20 protein-coding genes are annotated in these 19,051 nt (G+C 65.5%); 12 read left to right on the top strand and 8 right to left on the bottom strand.

The window, feature by feature from the left end; translation table 11 throughout:
- Positions 1-12: 12 nt before the first annotated feature.
- A complete protein-coding gene (locus F8R15_RS01870) occupies positions 13-708 on the bottom strand; it encodes a response regulator transcription factor (RefSeq protein ID WP_152843158.1) in 696 nt (231 codons plus the stop codon).
- Positions 709-781: 73 nt separating this feature from the next.
- On the opposite strand from F8R15_RS01870, the gene dsbD reads away from it, so the two are divergent.
- Genes dsbD through F8R15_RS01855 form a run of 3 tightly spaced genes read left to right on the top strand, consistent with a single transcriptional unit; the run spans position 782 to position 4,070 of the window.
- The gene (gene dsbD / locus F8R15_RS01865; RefSeq protein WP_152843156.1) at positions 782-2,710 is read left to right on the top strand and encodes a protein-disulfide reductase DsbD; all 1,929 of its coding nucleotides are present in this window, start codon (positions 782-784) and stop codon (positions 2,708-2,710) included.
- Positions 2,707-3,459 (top strand): L,D-transpeptidase, encoded by a 753-nt coding sequence (locus tag F8R15_RS01860; protein ID WP_152843154.1) that lies wholly within the window; start codon positions 2,707-2,709, stop codon positions 3,457-3,459. The genes dsbD and F8R15_RS01860 overlap by 4 nt, the downstream gene beginning before the upstream one ends.
- The gene (locus tag F8R15_RS01855) at positions 3,456-4,070 is read left to right on the top strand and encodes a DsbA family protein (RefSeq protein WP_078545933.1); all 615 of its coding nucleotides are present in this window, start codon (positions 3,456-3,458) and stop codon (positions 4,068-4,070) included. Before F8R15_RS01860 ends, F8R15_RS01855 begins: the two co-directional genes overlap by 4 nt.
- Before the next feature lie 103 nt (positions 4,071-4,173).
- Here the strand turns inward: F8R15_RS01855 and F8R15_RS01850 are convergent, their stop codons facing one another.
- From F8R15_RS01850 to F8R15_RS01840, 3 genes are all read right to left on the bottom strand, one after another.
- Positions 4,174-4,749, bottom strand: a complete 576-nt coding sequence (locus tag F8R15_RS01850; RefSeq protein WP_152843152.1) for a YSC84-related protein — start codon at positions 4,747-4,749, stop codon at positions 4,174-4,176.
- A gap of 164 nt (positions 4,750-4,913) precedes the next feature.
- Positions 4,914-5,954, bottom strand: a complete 1,041-nt coding sequence (locus tag F8R15_RS01845; RefSeq protein ID WP_152843149.1) for a glycosyltransferase family 4 protein — start codon at positions 5,952-5,954, stop codon at positions 4,914-4,916.
- 176 nt (positions 5,955-6,130) lie between these two features.
- On the bottom strand, positions 6,131-7,153 hold the full coding sequence (locus F8R15_RS01840; RefSeq protein WP_152843147.1) for a LacI family DNA-binding transcriptional regulator: 1,023 nt from the start codon (positions 7,151-7,153) through the stop codon (positions 6,131-6,133).
- 108 nt (positions 7,154-7,261) lie between these two features.
- On the opposite strand from F8R15_RS01840, the gene F8R15_RS01835 reads away from it, so the two are divergent.
- From F8R15_RS01835 to F8R15_RS01820, 4 genes are all read left to right on the top strand, one after another.
- Entirely contained in the window at positions 7,262-7,798 is a 537-nt protein-coding gene (locus F8R15_RS01835; RefSeq protein WP_208607939.1) for a gluconokinase, read from the top strand.
- A 24-nt stretch (positions 7,799-7,822) separates the two neighbouring features.
- Positions 7,823-8,842 carry a TRAP transporter substrate-binding protein gene (locus F8R15_RS01830; RefSeq protein WP_152843145.1) on the top strand — a complete coding sequence of 340 codons (1,020 nt, stop codon included), beginning with the start codon at positions 7,823-7,825 and terminating at the stop codon, positions 8,840-8,842.
- A 77-nt stretch (positions 8,843-8,919) separates the two neighbouring features.
- Positions 8,920-9,531, top strand: coding sequence for a TRAP transporter small permease subunit (locus tag F8R15_RS01825; protein ID WP_152843143.1), 612 nt, complete (start codon positions 8,920-8,922; stop codon positions 9,529-9,531).
- Positions 9,528-10,853 carry a TRAP transporter large permease subunit gene (locus F8R15_RS01820; protein WP_078539874.1) on the top strand — a complete coding sequence of 442 codons (1,326 nt, stop codon included), beginning with the start codon at positions 9,528-9,530 and terminating at the stop codon, positions 10,851-10,853. The genes F8R15_RS01825 and F8R15_RS01820 overlap by 4 nt, the downstream gene beginning before the upstream one ends.
- A 75-nt stretch (positions 10,854-10,928) precedes the next feature.
- Here F8R15_RS01820 and F8R15_RS01815 read toward each other — a convergent pair whose 3' ends face one another.
- Positions 10,929-11,933 carry an LLM class flavin-dependent oxidoreductase gene (locus F8R15_RS01815; protein ID WP_152843141.1) on the bottom strand — a complete coding sequence of 335 codons (1,005 nt, stop codon included), beginning with the start codon at positions 11,931-11,933 and terminating at the stop codon, positions 10,929-10,931.
- A gap of 149 nt (positions 11,934-12,082) precedes the next feature.
- Between F8R15_RS01815 and F8R15_RS01810 the strand changes: the two genes are divergently transcribed.
- Positions 12,083-12,886 (top strand): crotonase/enoyl-CoA hydratase family protein, encoded by an 804-nt coding sequence (locus F8R15_RS01810; RefSeq protein WP_152843139.1) that lies wholly within the window; start codon positions 12,083-12,085, stop codon positions 12,884-12,886.
- A gap of 59 nt (positions 12,887-12,945) precedes the next feature.
- A complete protein-coding gene (locus F8R15_RS01805; RefSeq protein ID WP_075776310.1) occupies positions 12,946-13,455 on the top strand; it encodes a winged helix DNA-binding protein in 510 nt (169 codons plus the stop codon).
- Between the two features lie 18 nt (positions 13,456-13,473).
- Here the strand turns inward: F8R15_RS01805 and F8R15_RS01800 are convergent, their stop codons facing one another.
- The 3 genes from F8R15_RS01800 to F8R15_RS01790 form a co-directional block, all read right to left on the bottom strand.
- Positions 13,474-14,775: a TRAP transporter large permease gene (locus F8R15_RS01800; protein WP_152843137.1), complete on the bottom strand. Its 1,302-nt coding sequence runs from the start codon at positions 14,773-14,775 to the stop codon at positions 13,474-13,476.
- 3 nt (positions 14,776-14,778) lie between these two features.
- Positions 14,779-15,303 carry a TRAP transporter small permease gene (locus F8R15_RS01795; protein ID WP_078569591.1) on the bottom strand — a complete coding sequence of 175 codons (525 nt, stop codon included), beginning with the start codon at positions 15,301-15,303 and terminating at the stop codon, positions 14,779-14,781.
- An 86-nt stretch (positions 15,304-15,389) separates the two neighbouring features.
- Positions 15,390-16,355, bottom strand: coding sequence for a TRAP transporter substrate-binding protein (locus F8R15_RS01790; protein WP_078569590.1), 966 nt, complete (start codon positions 16,353-16,355; stop codon positions 15,390-15,392).
- A 135-nt stretch (positions 16,356-16,490) separates the two neighbouring features.
- Here F8R15_RS01790 and F8R15_RS01785 point away from each other — a divergent pair, with 135 nt between their 5' ends.
- The 3 genes from F8R15_RS01785 to F8R15_RS01775 are packed head-to-tail and all read left to right on the top strand — an operon-like array spanning position 16,491 to position 19,040.
- Positions 16,491-17,261 carry an allophanate hydrolase subunit 1 gene (locus tag F8R15_RS01785; RefSeq protein WP_152843135.1) on the top strand — a complete coding sequence of 257 codons (771 nt, stop codon included), beginning with the start codon at positions 16,491-16,493 and terminating at the stop codon, positions 17,259-17,261.
- Positions 17,258-18,289, top strand: coding sequence for a biotin-dependent carboxyltransferase family protein (locus F8R15_RS01780; protein ID WP_152843133.1), 1,032 nt, complete (start codon positions 17,258-17,260; stop codon positions 18,287-18,289). The genes F8R15_RS01785 and F8R15_RS01780 overlap by 4 nt, the downstream gene beginning before the upstream one ends.
- The gene (locus tag F8R15_RS01775; protein WP_078545957.1) at positions 18,282-19,040 is read left to right on the top strand and encodes a LamB/YcsF family protein; all 759 of its coding nucleotides are present in this window, start codon (positions 18,282-18,284) and stop codon (positions 19,038-19,040) included. Before F8R15_RS01780 ends, F8R15_RS01775 begins: the two co-directional genes overlap by 8 nt.
- Positions 19,041-19,051: the final 11 nt, after the last annotated feature.

The following is a 19,051-nucleotide window of genomic DNA, read 5'->3' as shown; positions in this document are numbered from 1 at the left end:
CGCCCGTGAGTATCAGGAAGAGGCGGAGGCGGAGCGAGATGGCGAGGTCTCCTCTGGGCGCAGCCGGTAGCCGATGCCGCGCAGGGTTTCGATGAAGTCGCGCCCGAGCTTGGCGCGCAGATGGTGGATATGGACTTCGACGGCGTTGCTCTCGACCTCCTCGTCCCAGCCGTAGAGCCGGTCTTCGAGGTCGGATTTCGCGAGCACCCGTCCGGGGCGTTCGGCCAGCGCCTGCAACACCGCGAATTCGCGGCGCGAGAGTTTCAGCGGCTGGCCGTTGAAGGACGCGCTGCGGGTGCCGGGGTCGAGCTCCAGCCCGGCATGGGAAATCTGCGCTGTGGTGCGGCCATCCGAGCGACGCGAGAGCGCACGCAGCCGGGCGGCCAACTCGTCCAGATCGAAAGGTTTGCCGAGGTAATCGTCCGCGCCCGCATCCAGCCCCGCGACCCGGTCCTCGACCTGATCGCGCGCGGTCAGCAGTAACACCGGCAGCCCGGCACGCCGCGCGCGTAATTCGCGCAGAAGTTCGAGCCCGGAGCCGTCGGGCAGCATCAGGTCCAGCACGAGCGCGCGATACTCCGCCCCGGCCAGTGCCGCGCGGGCGTCCTCAAGGCAGGACACGACATCGGCGGTGAACCCGGCCATGCCGAGCCCGACCCGCAGGCCGTCCGCCAATATGCTGTCATCTTCGACGACGAGTATGCGCATCTTTTCTCCTTCGCGGCGGATACACCGCACGAATCTTAAGACTGACTTAAGCTTCGCCCGCGATCCGGCCAACATGAACGCAAAGGCTCTTTCCCGTCTATCGCTGCGCGCCCTCTGGGGCGTGTTTCTGGTCTCATTGCTGTTGCCCGGCCTCGCTGCGGCGCAAAGCTTCGATCTTCTGAAGCCCAAGGGGGGCAGCGGTCCGCTGTCGCCTGAAGAGGCGTTTCAGGTCGAGACCGCGTGGCAGGATGACGGGACGCTCGCGGTCTCCTTCGACATCGCGCCGGGCTATTACCTCTATCGCGAGCACTTGACGGTCAGCGCCGAGGGTGGCGATGCGCCCGTCATCGAGACGCAGCCGGGTGAGATGAAGGACGATCCGAATTTCGGCACGGTCGAGGTCTGGCACGATCATACCGAGGCCGTGGTGAGCGACATCACCGGCCCGTTCACGCTGCACTGGCAGGGCTGCGAGGAAAAGGGTCTCTGCTATCCACCCCAAAGCCGCGAGATCGTGCCGCCGGGCGGGGCTGCGACGGCAGAAGCCGCAAGTGCGGCACAATCGAATCAAGCCGCCGGGGTGCCGGATTATGCGCAGAGCGCCGCGTCCTCCGCGCCAGCCGGGAGTTCCGAGGCCGAGACCCCCACGCCTCCCGTAGCCGCCTCCAAGGGCGACGGAAACAGCCTGAGCCTATCCTCCGATGACGGTCTCGTCGCGGGGATCGCGGCGAAGGGCGGTTGGGCTCTGGTGGTGGCCTCGTTCTTCGGCTTCGGTCTGCTTCTGGCCTTCACGCCTTGCGTGCTGCCGATGGTGCCGATTGTCGCCGGGATGCTCGGCGCGCAAGGGAAAGACCTGACGCCTGCGCGGGGGTTGGCGCTGACCGGGACCTATGTGCTGGCGATGGCCGTGGCCTTCGGGCTTCTCGGCATCGTGGCGGCGTGGTCGGGGCAGAACCTGCAATTCCTGATGCAGGCGCCTGCGACGGTGATCGCGCTCGCGCTGCTGTTCGCCGTCCTCGCGCTGTCCTCCTTCGGCCTGTTCGAACTGCGCCTGCCGCAGGCGCTGACCAACAAGGTCAGCTCCGTGCAGGGGCCGCGCGGCACGCTCGCGGGGGCGGCGATCCTCGGCTTCACCTCGACGCTGATCGTCGGGCCTTGCGTGACGGCTCCGCTGGCAGGGGCCTTCCTCTATATCGCGCAGACGGGCGATGCGGGGCTCGGAGCTTCGGCGCTGTTCGCGCTGGGTCTGGGGCAGGGCGTGTTGCTGATGGCCGTCGGGCTCTTTGGCTCGGCGATCCTGCCGCGCATGGGCGAATGGATGGTCGGCGTGAACCGGGCGTTCGGCTACGTCTTCCTTGGCGTCGCGATCTGGCTCTTGAGCCGCGTCGTCGCGGGACCTGCGATCCTCGCGCTCTGGGCGCTGCTGCTGATCGGTGCAGGCGTGGCCCTGGGCGGACGCGACCGGTTCGGACCGGAGAGCTCGGGCCTGGGCCGCGTGGGCGGCGCGCTGGGTGTCGCGGCGCTGCTGGCCGGTGCGCTCGAAGGTATTGGCGCGGCGAGTGGGGCTGCCGATCCGCTGCGCCCCCTCGCGCCCTTCACCGCAGGCCAGACAGTCATGGCCGCCGCGCCGGACATCCTGACCGAAGACGACTTCACCCATGTCGAGACGCCTGAGGCGCTCGACGCTGCGCTGGCCGCCGCGAAGGGCGCGCCGGTGATGCTGATCACCACGGCCGAATGGTGCACCGAATGCGCCACCATCGCGCGCGAGGTGATCCCCGACCCGCAGGTGCAGGCGGCGCTGCGCCACGTCACGCCCATCGCGGTCGATGTGACCAAGACCGGCGCGCCGCAGCAGGCGCTTCTCAAGCAGTTGGGCGTGATCGGCCCGCCGACGCTGATCTTCCTCAGCCCCGACCATTCGGAGGCGCAGGGCACCCGGCTGATCGGGGATGTGACCGCGCCGAAACTCACGACCTCGCTTTCGGAGATCGCTCAATGAACCTTATCCGCTTCGCCCCGCTCGCGCTGATCGCCCTCGCAGCCTGCGCGCCCGAGCCACCTGCCTCGAACCCGCCGCCCGCGCCGCAAGCGCCGCAGCTCAGCGCGCGGGTGAAGGCGATTTACAGTCAGATGGAGGACGACGGCCGCACGATCCCGGCGGTGGACCCGAAGCTGCTGAGCGAAGAGAAAGCCCGTCAGGAGGTCGATTACTGGACGGACGAGCCGCCGGGCACCATCATCGTCGATCCTTGGGCGCGCAAGCTCTACCTCGTGCAGAAGAACAACCGTGCGCTGCGCTACACCGTCGCCGTGGGCGAGGACGGGCGCGGCTTTTCAGGCAAGGGGCGTATCCCCTACCAGCGCGATTGGCCGAGCTGGACGCCGACGCAAAGCATGATCAAGGAAGACCCCGAGCTTTACGGGCCGGTCAAGAATGGGCTCGACGGCGGGTTGGACAATCCCTTGGGTGCGCGGGCGCTCTACATTCACCGCGGGAACAAGGATACGTTCTACCGCATTCACGGAACGATGGATGACAGTTCAATCGGCAAGGCGACCTCGGCGGGCTGCATCCGGCTGTTCAATCAGGACATCATCGACCTTGCCGACCGCGTCCGCTCCGGCACGCATGTCGTCGTGCTGACCCGTGCCGAGAGCGGCAAGGGCACCGTGCCGCCGGGCCAGCCGCTGCCGCCCGTTCCCTACACGCCCAAAGATTTCCCCCAAACCACAGGAGACGACACATGATCGATCGCCGGAATTTCCTCACCCTCGCAGGCGTTGCCGCGGGCTCCACGCTGATCCTGCCGACGGCGAGCCTCGCGCAGGCCGACATTTCGCCCGAAGCCGTGTTCCACGACCCCAAAGCGCCCGCGCTTGGCAACCCGGATGGCGACATCACGCTGGTCGAGTATTTCGACTACCAGTGTCCCTACTGCAAATCGAACCATCCGGTGGTCGAGAAGGTGACGAAGGAAGACGGCAATCTGCGCGTCGTGATGAAGGATTGGCCGATCTTCGGCGCGCCTTCGGTCTACGCCTCGCAACTCGTGCTGGGCGCGCAGAGCATGGGCAAATACGAAGCGGGCCTCGAGGCGCTGATGGCGACGCAAGGAAAGCTGTCGAACGACCTGATCGAGAAGACGCTCTCCGAAGCCGGTGTCGATCCGGACAAGGCGATGGCGGGCTACAAGGCCAACCGCAAGGAGATCGACGCGCTGCTCTCGCGCAATGATGCGCAGGCGGTGGCGATCGGCCTGCGTGGCACGCCCGCCTATATCGTCGGGCGCGACGTTTATCCCGGCGCGGTCGATGCCGACACCCTGCGCAAGGCGATCAGCGACGCGCGCCAGGCCTGAGCCGCGCGCGACTTCGCCGGACAAACAAAAGGCCCCGGGGGTGAAGCGAACCCCGGGGCCTTTCTCATCGCGGGCCTCCCCCATACGGGGAAGACGCCTGCGATCAGCTGTTGTCGCCGTCTTTCCAGATGCGCAGCGTGCTGACCTTTGCGCCGCCGTTCAGGCCCGAGCTGTCGAAGACATAGACGCGCGGCTTGCCGCTCTCGACATTCGCGGTCGCATTGGCGTTGACCACGGTGATGCCCGCGCCCGCGCCGACATGCCATTCGCCGCCATTCTGCACTTCGCTGACCGATTTCTTGGTCGGGAAGACGTAGATCTGGCTCGCCTGCTTGGCGCCGAGCTGGAGGCCGACCGAGGCCTTGCCGATGTCGTAATAGCCCTGAACCTTACCGTTCTCGATCAGCGCGCCAGAGCCGCCCGAACCGCCGATGCCGAGGTCGACCGTGGTCACTTCGGGGAAGACCAGAACGGCTGCGGAATTGGTCGCGACTTGCTGGCAGGTCTCCTGGAGGCTGGCGCATTGCTGAAGCGCAGCGGCCACGTGCTTGTCGAGATCCGGACGCGGCTTGACGCCTTTCGCGTGGTCCATCGCATTGGCGGGCGATGCAGCGAGCGCCATCGTGCCCATCAAGGTTGCGGCGATACCAGCGGTGAGGGTGCGGGTCTTGGATTTCATGAGATGCCTCCTTTTGAAATTACGAAAATGAAACGGCCTCGCACGCTCAACGTTCCTTTTAGGATCAATCACATAGGGCAAAAAATCGTGTCGGAACCGAAGGCGCGATCCGTGAATTCGCGCGCCCGGAGGGAAGAGGCGAGGCCGCCCGGTTTTCGTTCCGCTCAGAGGCTGTCGAGCACCGCGCCCATGATCGCCGCAGTGTCGCGCCAATCCGGCAGGGCGGTGCCCGCCACCGCCGAGGCCGCGCCCATTCGCTCCCGCAGATCTGCGTCTTGGAGAAGCTGCCGCAGCGCCTCCGCGAAGTCGAGATGCGCATCCACCGGAACGAGAATCCCGGCATCGGGCGGCACCGTGTCGGGCACCGCGCCCGTGCGGCAGGTCACGATAGGCAGCCCGTGCAGCATCGCCTCGCCGAAGACGATCCCGTAGCCCTCGTAGCGCGTGGCAAGCGCAAAGATAGAGGCTTCGCTATAGGCTGCATTCAGAGCGTCGCGCTCCATCCGTCCGGCAAGCTGCACGCGCTCGCTCAGCCCGAGTCGTGCAATCCGCGCCGCGAGCGCATCGGCGACCTCCGGGTCCAGCGCGCTGCCCACGATCTGCGCGCGCCAGTCCAGATCGGCGATCTCGGCCAAGGCGTCGATCAGCACGTCATGGCCCTTGCGCGGCGCCAATAGCCCGACCGCGAGGATCAGCGGCGGGGCGGGTTTCGTTTCTTCGACCACCGGCGGACGGTCGAAGCCCGGCAGCGCGATCGAAATCCGCTCCGGGGCGACGCCGAACTCCTTTTGTAGAATGGCGTTGGTATGCGGGCTCGGCACGACGACATGGGCAGCGCGGCGCAGGTTCTCCGCCTCCCGTGTCAGCAAGTGCTGCGCGCGGTCCTCGGTAAGCCCGGTCTCGAGCCCCAACGGATGGTGCAGCATCGCCACCACGGGCGCGGACATCGCGTCGAGCACCTCCGGGTCGATCGAGCCGAAGACCAGCCCGTCGATGATCACCGGCACATCCGTGGGAATGGCGGTCAGTTGACGGCGCGCGGTCTTGGTCTCCTCGGGCGTTGCATCGGGGAAGCCGGGCGGCAGTTCCAGATGCTCCACGCGGTGACCCCCGGCCCGCAGCGCCTCGAGCAGCTTGCGCTCGTAGATGAACCCGCCGGTCAGTTGCGTGATGTCGCCCGGAATGGCGAAAACGGCTGGCGTCATGTCATGTCTCTCCCGATCTTATCTGGCGCGTTGCTTGGCCCCGTAGCGGCGCAGCACCACGCGCTCGACCCGCTCGATTCCGAGATAGGTCGCAACCGCCACGAGGGCGAGGAGAACGACCGAACTCCAGAGTATTCCTTAATCAGGGGTCGAGGCGGTCAGCGCCATCAGCCCGCTTAGTGTCCGCGCGTGGATCGACGTTGTATGACCTGGAAGCCGAGGTCGACGATCTTCTCCTGCGTGGCGCTGCCCGATAGCGCATCTAGGATCAGTTGCACCGCGCCTTCGCCCATTTCGCGGCGGAACGTGCGCACCGAGGAGATCGACGGCTCGGCGGCGGCCATCATCTCCATGTCGTTGAACCCGCAGATGCCCAGATCGTCGGGAATGCGCAGGTTGCGGCGCTGAGCTTCGAACATCGCCCCCAGAGCGAGGTCATCATTGATGCAGAAGATCGCGTCGGTCTCGGGGGCGAGATCCATCAGCTGCGCGAGGAGATGACTGCCCAGCGTCACAGAGGAGGGGCGGGTGGTCGTCTGGATGCGCTTGCCTTCCTCGATGCCATGCGCACGCAGCTCGTCGCGGAACCCATGCAGACGGCGCTGCGTGCGCGGATCCATCCGCGCGCCCAAGAAACCGGGGCGGCGATAGCCCTGCGCGATCAGATGCGCGGTGGCGGCGCGGGCGGCATCGTAATGCGAGAATCCAATCATGCGGTCATAGGGGGTGCTGCCGGTCTCCATGATCTGCACCACCGGGCAGCCCGCCTCGCGCAACAGCGCCTGCGCGGCCTCGGTCTGGTCGATCCCAGCCACGATCAGCCCGGCGGGGCGCTGGCGCAGGAAGACGCGGATCAGGTTCTCTTCCGACAGCGGCGCGTAGCGCGAATAGCCGAGCTGGACCGAATGATGCGTGCCCTCGACCGCGGAATAGATCCCATCCATCACATCGGCGAAGACGTTGTTCGACACCGAGGGCAGGATCACCCCGATAATGTCCGACCGTGTCGACGCGAGGGCGCGGGCCGCAGGGTCCGGCAGGTAGCCGAGCGATTCGATTGCGGCGGCGATTTTGTCCCGCACCGCCGGCGAGACGACCTCGGGATTGCGCAGGGTGCGCGAAACAGTGGCAACGCTTACACCGACATGATCGGCGACGTCGCGCATCGTAACTGATTTGTTTACATTGTTTTTATTCATTGCCCCTCCCCGTGGTCGCACCCCTTTTTTAAAAGGGCGATTGACGAATGTAACCGCTTACATTACGCCTCTGTGTCCAAGAAACACCTGCGAACCCGGTAAGGCAAGATGGTAAACAGCAGCAATGCGAACGCGACACCGGTCCTTGTGATGGGCGTTTGCGGCACCGGCAAGACGACGGTGGCGCAGCGCGTGGCTCAAGCGGTGGACGGCGTGTTCCTCGATGCTGACGATTTCCATCCGCCCGAGAATGTTGCGCATATGGCCGCCGGTCTGCCGCTCAATGACGAGATGCGCTGGGACTGGCTCGACCTCGTGGCGAAGGGCGTGATCGAGGCGGGGCGCGACGGCAGGACGGTCGTTTTCGCCTGTTCGGCGCTCAAGCACTCGTACCGGGACCGCCTGCGCCAGAGTCTCGGCGTGATGCATCTCGCGCATCTCACCGGGCCGCGCGACCTGATCGCCGAGCGGATGGCCGCGCGGGAAAACCACTATATGCCGATCGCGCTGCTCGACAGTCAGCTGGCCGATCTGGAAATGCCGGGGCCCGACGAGGCTCCGCTGAGCTGCGATATCCGCGAAGCGCCCGAGGCGCTTTGTGCGCAGATATTGAACGCCTGGGGCCTCACGGCTCCTCAAGTTTGATTTCGTCTTTTAAGGGAGGACACCATGACGAAACCGATCCGTAAAATCGCCCTCGCGAGCGTCGCCGTCGTGGCGCTGGCCAGCGCTGCAAATGCCGAAACCCACAAGTACAAGTTCCAAAGCTCGGACCCGGCGGGTAACCCGAACTTCGAACTGCAGCAGAACTGGGCGAAGGACCTCGCGGAGCGCACCGACAACCAGATTCAGGTCGAGATGATGCCCGTGGGCTCCGTCGTCGAGCACAACGAGACGCTCGACGCCACCGGCGCCGGCATCATCGACGGCATCGTCACCGACATCTCCTATTTCGCGGGGAAAGACCCGGCCTTCTCGCTGCTGGGTAACCCGGTCGGCGCATGGTCGAGCACCGATCAGCTGCTCGACTTCATGAACAATGGCGGTGGCCAGCAACTCGCGAACGACCTGTTCGAACCCTATGGCGTGCATTACGTCGGCTCGACCACGACGGGCCTCGAGTCGCTCGTCTCGAAAGTGCCGCTCGACGGCGTGGCGGACCTGAAGGGTCTGAAGATGCGCGCGCCGGAAGGCCTCGTGCAGGACGTCTTCGCGGCGGCGGGTGCTGCTCCGGTGAACCTGCCGGGGTCGGAAGTCTACACCGCGCTCGACAAGGGCGTGATCGACGCGGCCGACTACACCGTGTTCTCGACCAACCAGGCGCAGGGCCTCAACGACATCGCGCCGAACCCGGTCTATCCGGGCTTCCACTCGATGCCGCTCGTGGGCGTCGCAATGAACAAGAAGGAATGGGAGTCGCTCTCGCCCGAGCTGCAGAAAGCCTTCGAAGAGTCGGTGAAGCAATTCGCGGGCAAGGAAGTCAGCGATCTCGCAGCGGCCGACAAGAAGGCCGTGGCCAAGGCTGAAGAAGGCGGCAAGATCCACATCCACGACTGGTCGGATGAAGAGCGCGCCAAGTTCCGCCGCATCGCGATTACCCAGTGGGAAAAGGTTGCCAAGAAGTCGGACAAGGCGCAGCACGTCTATGACGTCCTGACCGACTACCTGAAGAAGAACAACCTTCTCTGATCTGATATCCTATCGGTGCGGGGCTGCGATCGCGGCCCCGCATCTTTTCCAGTTTCCTGACAGCAGCGGTTTTTGCAATGTCACAACCCGAGAATAACGGGGTGGATCACCCCGCACATGATCCGCACACGCCGGAACCGGTGCAAAACGAGGACGAGGCGGCGACCATCCCCGAGGCGGGCATCCTCGGCCGCGCGATCAACGCGGTGGGCATCGTCTTCGCGCTCGGCATCATCGCCTCCGCGCTGATCCTGCTGAACGAAGTCGTGCTGCGCTACGGCTTCGACAGCCCGACGATCTGGGCGCATGAGACGACGATCTTCCTCTGCGCGATGGCCTTCGTCTATGGCGGGCTCTACTGCGTCGTGCGCAACAGCCATATCCGCGTCGTGCTGATCTACGACATGGTCACCGGCCGGGCGAAGCGCATCCTCGACGCGATCATCTCGCTGATCTGCCTCTTCGCGGCCGGCTTCTTCGCCTGGGCCGCCTACGGCATGGTGATGAAGGCGACCTTCCGCCCCGGTGGCGATGTCCATTTCGAGACCTCGGGCAGCGCCTGGGATCCGCCATTCCCGGCCTATCTCAAGATTTTCCTTCTCGTGGTGCTCTGCCTCATGGTTGTGCAATTCATCATCATGGCGGTGAACTACCTGCGCGGCGCCTTCGCATCGGAGGCGGGTAAATGATCGAACATCTTCTGAGTTTCGACCTCTCCGCGCTGGGCATCGGCTACGGTACGGTGCTGCTGTTCGCGCTGCTCATCGGTCTTCTGCTGACCGGCATGCCGCTGGCCTTCGTGACGCTGCTCGTCGCGCTAATCTTCGCGCTTGGCTGGTTCGGGCCGATGGCGGTGCCGCTGATCACCAGTCGCGTCTATTCCTTCGTCTCGAGCTTCGTCTTCGTCTCGGTGCCGATGTTCGTGATGATGGCGGCGCTTCTGGACCGATCCGGCATCGCACGCGATCTGTTTGAGGCGATGAAACTCGTCGGCGGTCGGATGCGCGGCGCGGTGGCGGTGCAGACGATCTTCGTCTCGGTCATCCTCGCGGCGATGTCGGGCATCATCGGCGGCGAGATCGTGCTGCTGGGTCTTCTGGCCCTGCCGCAGATGATCCGTCAGGGTTATGACCGCAAGCTCGCCATCGGCGTGATCTGCGCGGGCGGCTCGCTGGGCACGATGGTGCCGCCGTCGATCGTTCTCATCATCTACGGCCTGACCGCAAACGTCTCCATCGGCGATCTGTTTACCTCGGCCTTCATTCCGGGCTTCATGCTCGCGGCCTTCTACGTGATCTTCGTGATCATCCGGGTGAAGCTGAACCCCGATCTGGCCCCCATGCCGGAGCCCGACGACCGTCCGTGGTCCGAGAAGATCAAGCTGCTCAAGGGGCTCGTCCTGCCGGTGCTGGTGATCGGTTTCGTGCTGGGCTCGATCTATGGCGGGATCGCCTCGGTCACTGAGGCCTCGGCGCTCGGTGTGGCGGGTGTGATGCTCTCGACCATCATCCGGGGCGAGCTGACGCTCTCGATGCTCAAAGGGGCCGCGCTGCAGACGCTCGCGACCTGCGGGATGATCGTCTGGATCGGTATCGGGGCATCGGCTCTGGTCGGCGTGTTCAACCTGATGGGCGGGATCGACTTTGTCTCGTCGCTGCTGAAAGGCGTCTCGGACACCCCGATCATCGTGATCCTGACGATGATGGCGATCCTGTTCTTCCTCGGCATGTTCCTCGACTGGGTGGGGATCGCGCTTCTGACGATGCCGATCTTCGTGCCGATCGTGAAAGACCTCGGCTACGATCCGGTCTGGTTCGGCGTGGTCTTCGCGATGAACATGCAGGTGAGCTTCCTGTCGCCGCCCTTCGGGCCAGCCGCGTTCTACCTGAAATCGGTCGCACCCAAGGACATCTCTCTGGGCGAGATCTTCCGCTCGCTGCTGCCTTTCATCGCGATCCAGATCTTCGCGGTGGGGCTGCTGGTGGCCTTCCCGGCGATCACCGGACACTGAAGCCGAACGGATTGAAACGAAAAGAGGCGGGCTTTCGGGCCCGCCTCTTTGCATGTCTGAGTGTCGAACCGTGCCTCAGGCTGCGGCGGATTGCTCGCGAAATTCGCTCAGGACCTCGGCGGCGATCTTGAAGGACTTCTGACGCGCATCCGCGTCGTGGATCATCCCGGTCACCATCATCTCGTCAGGCTCGTATTGCGCGATCAGGCGCGCCAGATCATCGCGCACCTTGTCCTTTGAGCCGGTGGCCGAGCAGGACAGCGCGCGCTGCACCTGAACCATCATCTGCGGCGGCACCTCGGACAGATCCTCGGCCGGGTAAGGCAGCTTGCCGGGCATGCCCGAGCGCAGCCGCGCGAATGCCAGCACCTGAGACGAACGCAGATACTGCGCTTCCTCATCCGTGTCGGCGGCAAACACCCCGGCGGCCATCATCGCATAGGGTTTGTCGAGATAGGCCGACGGGCGGAAGCTCCGGCGGTAGATGTCGAGCGCATCGCCCAGCATGTCGGGCGCGAAATGTGACGCGAAGGCATAGGGCAGGCCGAGATAGGCGGCAAGCTGCGCGCCGTAAAGGCTCGAGCCGAGGATCCAGATCGGCACATGGGTGCCTGCGCCCGGAATGGCGCGCACCCGGAAATTCTCGGCCTCGTCGCTGAAGTAAGCGAGCAGCTCCTGCACGTCCGCGGGGAAGGTGTCCTCGGGCGACATGTTGCGGCGCAGGGCGCGGGCGGTGCCGCCATCGGTGCCGGGCGCGCGGCCCAGACCGAGGTCGATCCGGTCGGGATAGAGCGTGGCGAGCGTGCCGAACTGCTCGGCGATCACCAGCGGCGCGTGGTTGGGCAGCATGATGCCGCCCGCGCCGACGCGCATCGTCTTGGTCACCGAGGCGACATGGCCGATCAGCACCGAGGTCGCGGCGCTCGCGATGCCGGGCATGTTGTGATGCTCGGCCAGCCAGAAGCGGTGATAGCCCGCGTCTTCGGCCATCCGGGCCAGATCGGCCGTGCCCGCAAGCGCATCGGCTGCGGTCTTGCCTTCGGGCACGGGCGACAGATCGAGAAGTGAGAATTGCTGCATGGGGAACCTCCGTCGGGGCAGAGCTAGCGCGCCGCGCAGAGCTGTCCAACGCTGCGAGGCAGTTGATCCCTGACTTATGACCCCGCGTTCCGCTTTGCGAGGGGGCGGCAGGTCTGCATAGTGCGCAGAGCCAAGCGAGGAGGATGGACATGGCCGACCCAGTGCAGATTTCGGTAAGCGCGCAAGGTGTAGCGGAGGTGACCCTCAACCGTCCCGAAAAGAAGAACGCCTGGACCTTGGAGATGTTCGACGCACTGGCTAACGCGGCGCAGAGCCTGTCGCAGCAAAAGGGCCTGCGCGCGGTGATCCTGAGCGGCGCAGGCGGGTGTTTCTCGGCCGGGCTCGATCTGACCGTGATGCAAAGCTTCGCGGCCGATCTGGCGGGGGTGAAGGCGCAGATGGCCGAACGCGATGCGCAGGGCGCGAACCGCTTTCAGCGCCCGGTGACACGATGGGCCGAGCTGCCCGTGCCGGTGATCGCCGCGATCGAGGGCGTGGCCTTCGGGGCGGGGATGCAGCTGGCTCTGGGCGCGGATTTCCGGATCGCTGCGCCCGATGCGCGGCTGTCGATCATGGAGGCGAAATGGGGGCTGATCCCCGATATGGGCATCTCGCAGAGCCTGCCGAAACTGACCCGCGCCGACGTCGCGAAAGAGCTGATGATGACGGGCCGGGTGCTGGAGGCCGAGGAGGCGCAGAGGCTTGGGCTGATCACGCGCGTGGCCGAGAGCCCGCTGCAGGCGGCGCGCGACATGGCCGCCGAATTCACCCTGCGCTCCCCCGAGGCGCTGGCTGCGAGCAAGGCGCTGGTGGAGCAGGCATGGACGATGCCGCCCGGCGATGGGCTGGCGCTGGAGGCCGAGCTGCAGGCGGAGATCATCGGCGGTCCCGCGCAGATGGAAATGGTGATGGCGAACCTGCAAAAGCGCGCGCCGAATTTCTCTCAAGGATAGAATGTCAGCGAAATGTCTATAAGGTGAGGGCGTAAACGCACGAAAGGAGAGCGCCGCTCATGCCCGCAGGAGAACGCCGCATCGTCTCATCCCGCCATCTGGCCGAAGGGCCGGGCTGGGAAGCCTCGGAATTCGAATACGGGATGATCATCGCCTACAACTCCTTCGCGCGATGGATGCAGCGCTGCATGGCGGCTTCGGGGATGGAGCTGTCGCCGCTCGAAATCCTCGTGCTGCACAACACGAACCACCGCGACCGCGAAAAGCGGCTCAACGACATCACTTTCCTTCTGAATATCGAAGACACGCATACGGTCAATTATGCGCTGCGCAAGCTGTTGAAGCTGGGTCTGCTGGATTCCGAAAAGCGCGGCAAGGAAGTGTTCTACCGCACCTCGGAAAGCGGGCGCGAGCTGTGCGAACGCTATCGCAAAGTGCGCGAGGAATGCCTGCTCGAGCCGATCCAGAAAGGCGGCATGGCTGGGGAAGACTTGCGTGAGATCGCCTCGGCCCTGCGCGTGCTCTCGGGCTATTACGATCAGGCGAGCCGCGCGGCCTCCTCGCTCTGAGGCCGCGCGCTAGTTCGGTCAATTGCCCATCAGCGAGGGCAGGTAGGTCACGATCCCCGGCACCAGAGTGATCAGCAGGACCGCCAGCAACAGCAGCCCGAAGAAGGGCAGCGCCGCGCGGGCGACCTTGAGGATGTTGTAGCCTGTCAGGCCCTGTATCACGAAGAGGTTGAAGCCCACGGGCGGCGTGATCTGGCTCATCTCGACGACCAGCACGAGGTAGATGCCGAACCAGAGCGGGTCGATCCCGGCGGCCTCCACCATCGGCAGGATGATCGAGGTGGTGAGCACCACGACCGAAATCCCGTCTAAGAAACAGCCCAGCAGGATGAAGAACACCGTCAGCACCGCCAAGAGCGCGGTGGGCGACAGCCCGAAGGTGCCGATCCACGCGGCGAGGTTGCGCGGGATGCCGGTGAAGCCCATCGAGACCGACAGCACCGAGGCCGCCAGCAGGATGAAGGCGATCATCGCGCTGGTGCGGGTGGCCGAGAACAGCGCCTCTTTGAAGTCGCGCCAGCGGAAGCTGCCCGTCGCCATCGCAAGGATCACCGAGAAGACCACCCCCACGGCCGCCGCATCGGTGGGCGAGGCGACGCCGGTATAGATCGAGCCGATCACGCCGCCGATCAGGATAACGATCGGGATCAGGCGACGCGAGGCGCGCAGCTTCTCGCGCAGGTTTAGGGTGATGTCCTCGCGCGGGATCGCGGCGGGGTTCATCCAGGCGCGCAGCGCGACATAGCCGCCGAACAGCGTCACCAGCATCAGCCCCGGCAGGATGCCCGCGATGAAGAGCCGCGCGATGGATTGCTCTGTCGCGACGCCATAGACGATCAGGATCACCGAGGGCGGGATCAGGAAGCCAAGCGTGGCCGAGCCCGCCAGCGTGCCGAGGATGAGGCTCTCGGGATAGCCGCGGCGGGTAAGCTCGGGCACCGACATCCGCCCGATCGTGGCCGCCGTTGCCGCCGACGATCCCGAAACGGCGGCGAAGATTGCGCAGCCTAGCACGTTCACATGCAGCAAGCGGCCCGGCGCGCGTCCAAGCCACGGGGCGAGGCCGGAGAACATGTCCTCGCTCAGCCGCGAGCGCAGCAGGATCTCCCCCATCAGGATGAACAGGGGCAGAGCCGCGAGCGGCCAGCTATGGCTGTGGCCCCAAAGCGTGGTCGCCATCACCAGCCCGGTCGGCGCGCCGGAGAAGAAGGCCAGCCCTGCCAGCGCCACGATCAGCAGCGACAGCGCCACCCAGACGCCGCCCGCAAGAAGCACGAGAAGCAGGCCCAGAAGAATTGCGAAGGTCATTGGATCGGACATGGTTTACTCCGAAACATCATCGACGAGCACGGGGCGCTTGGCGCGGATGCTCTCGATCAGCGTGTCGAGGAAGGCGAGCGCCAGAAGGCCCAGCCCCACCACCATCGTGCATTGCGGGATCCAGATCGGGATCGCGACGATGCCGGTGGACATATCGCCGTAATGCAGGCTCTCGAGCATCAGCGAGGTCGCGAACCACACGGCGTAGACGCTGGCCACGAAGCCAAGCGCGAGCGCCACGATCTCGGCCACCCATTGGCCGCGCGCGGGCAAGCGGGTCAGTACCAGATTGACGCGGATATGGCTGCCGTGGCGCAGCGTATGGGCCAGTGCCATGAAGCTTGCCGTTGCGAGGAAGTAGCCCGCGAAATCGGCATAGGAGGGGATCGTGTAGGAGAGGGAGGGGCCACCCAGACGGGCGAGCACGTTCAGCCCGACCTGTGCCGTGACCAGCAGGCAGATCGCGAGGATCGAGACGGCCGCGATCCCTCCGGACAGAAGATAGACCTGATCGAGCAGGCGACGCATGGCGAAAGCTCCGAACGCTTGAAATGGGGATGAGCATCGAAAAAGGCCCTCCCGCGCGGGACGCGGAAGGGCCGGATCGGGCGGGCTCAGTTGCCCTGATAGGTCTTGAGAACCTCAAGCGCGTCGGGGCTGGCTTTCTCTTTCCAGCTCGCCAGCATCTCGTCACCGATCTTCTTCAGCCCTTCTTCCAGCTCGGGGCTCGGATCGACGATCGCCATGCCGTTTTCCTTCATCACGGCGGTCTTCTCGGCGGCCTCTTTCTTCGACATTTCCCAACCGCGGGTCTGCGCGGTGGCGGCGGCATCCATCACCGCGGTCTGCTCGTCTTCGCTCAGACGGTCGAAGGCGCGCTTGTTCACCACGACGATGTTCTTGGGCAGCCAGGCGTCGATCTTGGTGTAGGTGTCGACGAAGTCCCACGCCTTGGAGTTCGCACCGGTCGAGGGCGAGGTGATCATCGCCTGCAGCTGACCGGTCGAGAAGGCCTGCGGAATGTCGACCGCTTCGACCTGTACGGGCGCGGCCTTCGCGAGCGTCGCAAACTCTTCGAGCGCCGGGTTATAGGCACGGAAGCGCAGCCCCGCGAGGTCGTCCACGGACTTGATCTCGCCATTGGTATAGAGGCCCTGCGCCGGCCACGGCACCGAGAACAGCGGCATCAGGCCCTGCTTGTCGAGAAGCTTGGTGATGACGGGCTTCTGCGCTTCCCACAGCTTTTCGGCCTGATCGTAGCTGGTGGCGAGGAAGGGCTGGCTGTCGACGCCGAAAGCCAGATCTTCATTCGAGAGCGTCGAGAGGAAGAACTCCCCAAGCGGCACCTGGCCCGAGCGCACGGCGTTCTTGATCTCGGAATGCGGGAAGAGCGAGCCCGCCGAATGCACCTTGATCTCCAGCTTGCCGTCGGTCGCTTTCGACACGTCCTCGGCGAAATCGCGGATGTTCACAGTGTGGAAGGTGGTGTCGCCATACGGCGTCGGCATGTCCCAGGTCTGCGCCTGAACGGCCGTGCCCAGCCCCAGCGCAACCGCGAAGCTTGCAGCAAATCTGATCATATCTCTCTCCTGTCGGGTCGCGGCGGAATTCGTGTCCGCCTCCTTTTCATAACGTTGACAAATTGTCAGTAAAATGAAATCAAAGTCAACGATAACTTTTTAGATCGCGGTCTGAGCCAGTGGAGATGCCCTGACATGACGCTCGAAGAAGCATTGCGGCCCGGAACGGCCCAAGCGCATCGGCCGCAGATTTTGCCGGCGGGCGGGAACGGGCTGCTTGTGCGGTTCGCGCTGGTCGCGGAGCCGCGTGCGATTGCGGCGGCGCAAAGCTTTCATCAGCGCGTGACGGAGAGCGATCTGGCCGGTCTGCGCGAGATCGTCCCGAGCCTCGTGTCGGTTCTTCTGCGTTTCGATCCGGAGGCGGTAACGCGGGCCGAGATGGCCGAGCGGCTGGAGACCCTGCTGTCCGAGGCCGATTGGCTGAGTGCGGCGCCGCATCCCGCGCAGCGCGTCTGGCATTTGCCCGTGGCGCTCGGAGGAGACCACGGTCCCGATCTGGAAGAAGCGGCGAAGCTCGCGGGGCTTTCTCCGCAAGCGGCCATCGACGAGATTACCGCGACCCCGCTGAGTGTCCTCGCCATCGGCTTCGCGCCCGGTCAGCCCTATCTCGGCCTGTTGCCCGAGCATTGGAATCTCGCGCGCCGCTCCGAGCTGAACCCGCGCGTTCCGAAAGGCGCGCTCTGCGTGGCGGTGCGCCAACTGGTGCTGTTCGCGAATGCCTCGCCCACCGGCTGGCATCAGATCGCGCGGACCGCCTTCGATGTGTTCCGCCCCGATCAAAGCGACCCCGTGCCGCTGCATGCGGGCGACGAGGTTCGCCTCGCGCCGGTCTCCGGCACCGAGATGGATGCCTTGTTGAAGGCGGGCGATCCGATGGGCGGCGCGCGCTGCGAGGTGCGGTCATGAGCGACGGATCGGTGATCCTGCGCGCCCTCGGGCCAAGCGTGAGCGTGCAAGACATGGGCCGCCCTGGCCGCATGGCGCAAGGTATCTCGCGCGGGGGCGCGGTCGATCCGCTCGCGCTGGTCGAGGCGGCGGCGCTTCTGGGATCGCGCAAACCGCTTCCCGCGCTGGAAATGGCGGTGAGTGGCGGGCGGTTCGAGGTCACAGCCCCGACGCGGATCGCGCTGACCGGGGCGCCGATGCAGGCGGAGCTTGACGGACGCCCCCTGCGCTGGGGCGCGAGCCACAGAATGGAACCGGGCGAGGTGCTGTCGATCGGAGCCGCGCGCGCAGGCATGTTCGGCTACCTCACCTTCGCGGGCGGGATCGAGACGCCCGAAGTGCTGGGCAGTCGCTCGGCGCATCTCGCCGCCGGGATCGGGTCGGCGCTGGAATCAGGTGCGCGCCTGCCGCTGGGCGTGGACCCCGAGCCTGATGCGCCCTCGATGGTTCTCACGCAGGACGACCGTTTCTCGGGTGGCACGCTCCGGATCATACCGGGACCGCAGACGGGCCTCTTCGACGAGGCCACCTTCTCGCGTCTCACCACGACCGAATTCATCCGCGCGCGGCAGGGCAACCGTCAGGGCGTGGCGCTCGAGAGCGATGCGCCTGCGCTGACTTCGGACAAGGCCAAGGGGCTCGCCTCGGATGTGATCTTCGAGGGAGATATCCAGATGACCGGCGCGGGCACGCCCTATGTGCTGCTCGCCGAATGCCAGACCATCGGCGGCTACCCTCGGATCGGCACCGTGCTGCCCTGCGATCTGCCGCGCGTGGCCCAGGCCGCGCCGGGGACGAAGCTGCAGTTCAAAGCGGTGACGCTGGACGAGGCCGACGCGCTGACCCCGCGCTGGGAGGCGCAGCTGCAGGCGCAACGCGCCAAGCTGCGCCCGCTGATCCGCGATCCGCACGACATCCATGACCTGCTCGGCTACCAATTGATTAGCGGTGTGACGGCAGGGCGCGAGTTGGAGGAAGAGAATGGCTAAGATCGACCTGAACGCCGATATCGGCGAGAGCTTCGGCCCGTGGGTGATGGGCAACGACGCCGCGCTGATGGAGGTGATCTCCTCGGCCAATGTCGCCTGCGGCTTTCACGCGGGCGACCCGGATGTGATGGCGCAGACGATGCGCGCGGCGGTGGCCAACGATGTCGGCATCGGCGCGCATCCGGGCTTTGCCGATCTGCAGGGTTTCGGACGCCGTCGCCTCAACCTCAGCGCCGAGGAATTGACCAATCTGGTGACCTATCAACTGGGCGCGGCGCAGGCGATGGCCCGCGCGGCAGGCGGCGCGGTGCGGCATTTCAAGCTGCACGGGGCGCTGTCGAACATGGCCTCGGAGAATGCCGAGATCGCCCGCGCCTGCTATGCCGCGGCACTGAAGGTTCAGCCCGACATCATCCTCGTCGTGCTGCCGCAAACCGCGATGGAACAGGTCGCGCGCGATCTGCAGGCCAATTGGGCGGGCGAGATTTTCGCCGATCGCGCCTATGAGGATGACGCCTCGCTCGTGTCGCGCTCGAAACCCGGTGCGGTTCTGCACGACGCCGAAGAGGTCGGCGCGCGGATCGAGACGATGCTGCGCAAAGGCGCGATCGTGACCGCGTCGGGCAAGGAAATTCCCTGCAAGATCGACACGGTCTGCCTGCATGGCGACGGCGCAGAGGCGCTGGCGATGGCGCGCGCGCTGCGCGGGCATCTGACCGGGGCAGGGTTCGAGATCGCGCCCTTCGGCTAAGCCGCGTTTGC

The organism is Thioclava sp. JE_KL1 (genome assembly GCF_009296265.1).
Lineage (GTDB): Bacteria > Pseudomonadota > Alphaproteobacteria > Rhodobacterales > Rhodobacteraceae > Thioclava.
This window is presented reverse-complemented; position numbering and strand designations above follow the sequence as displayed.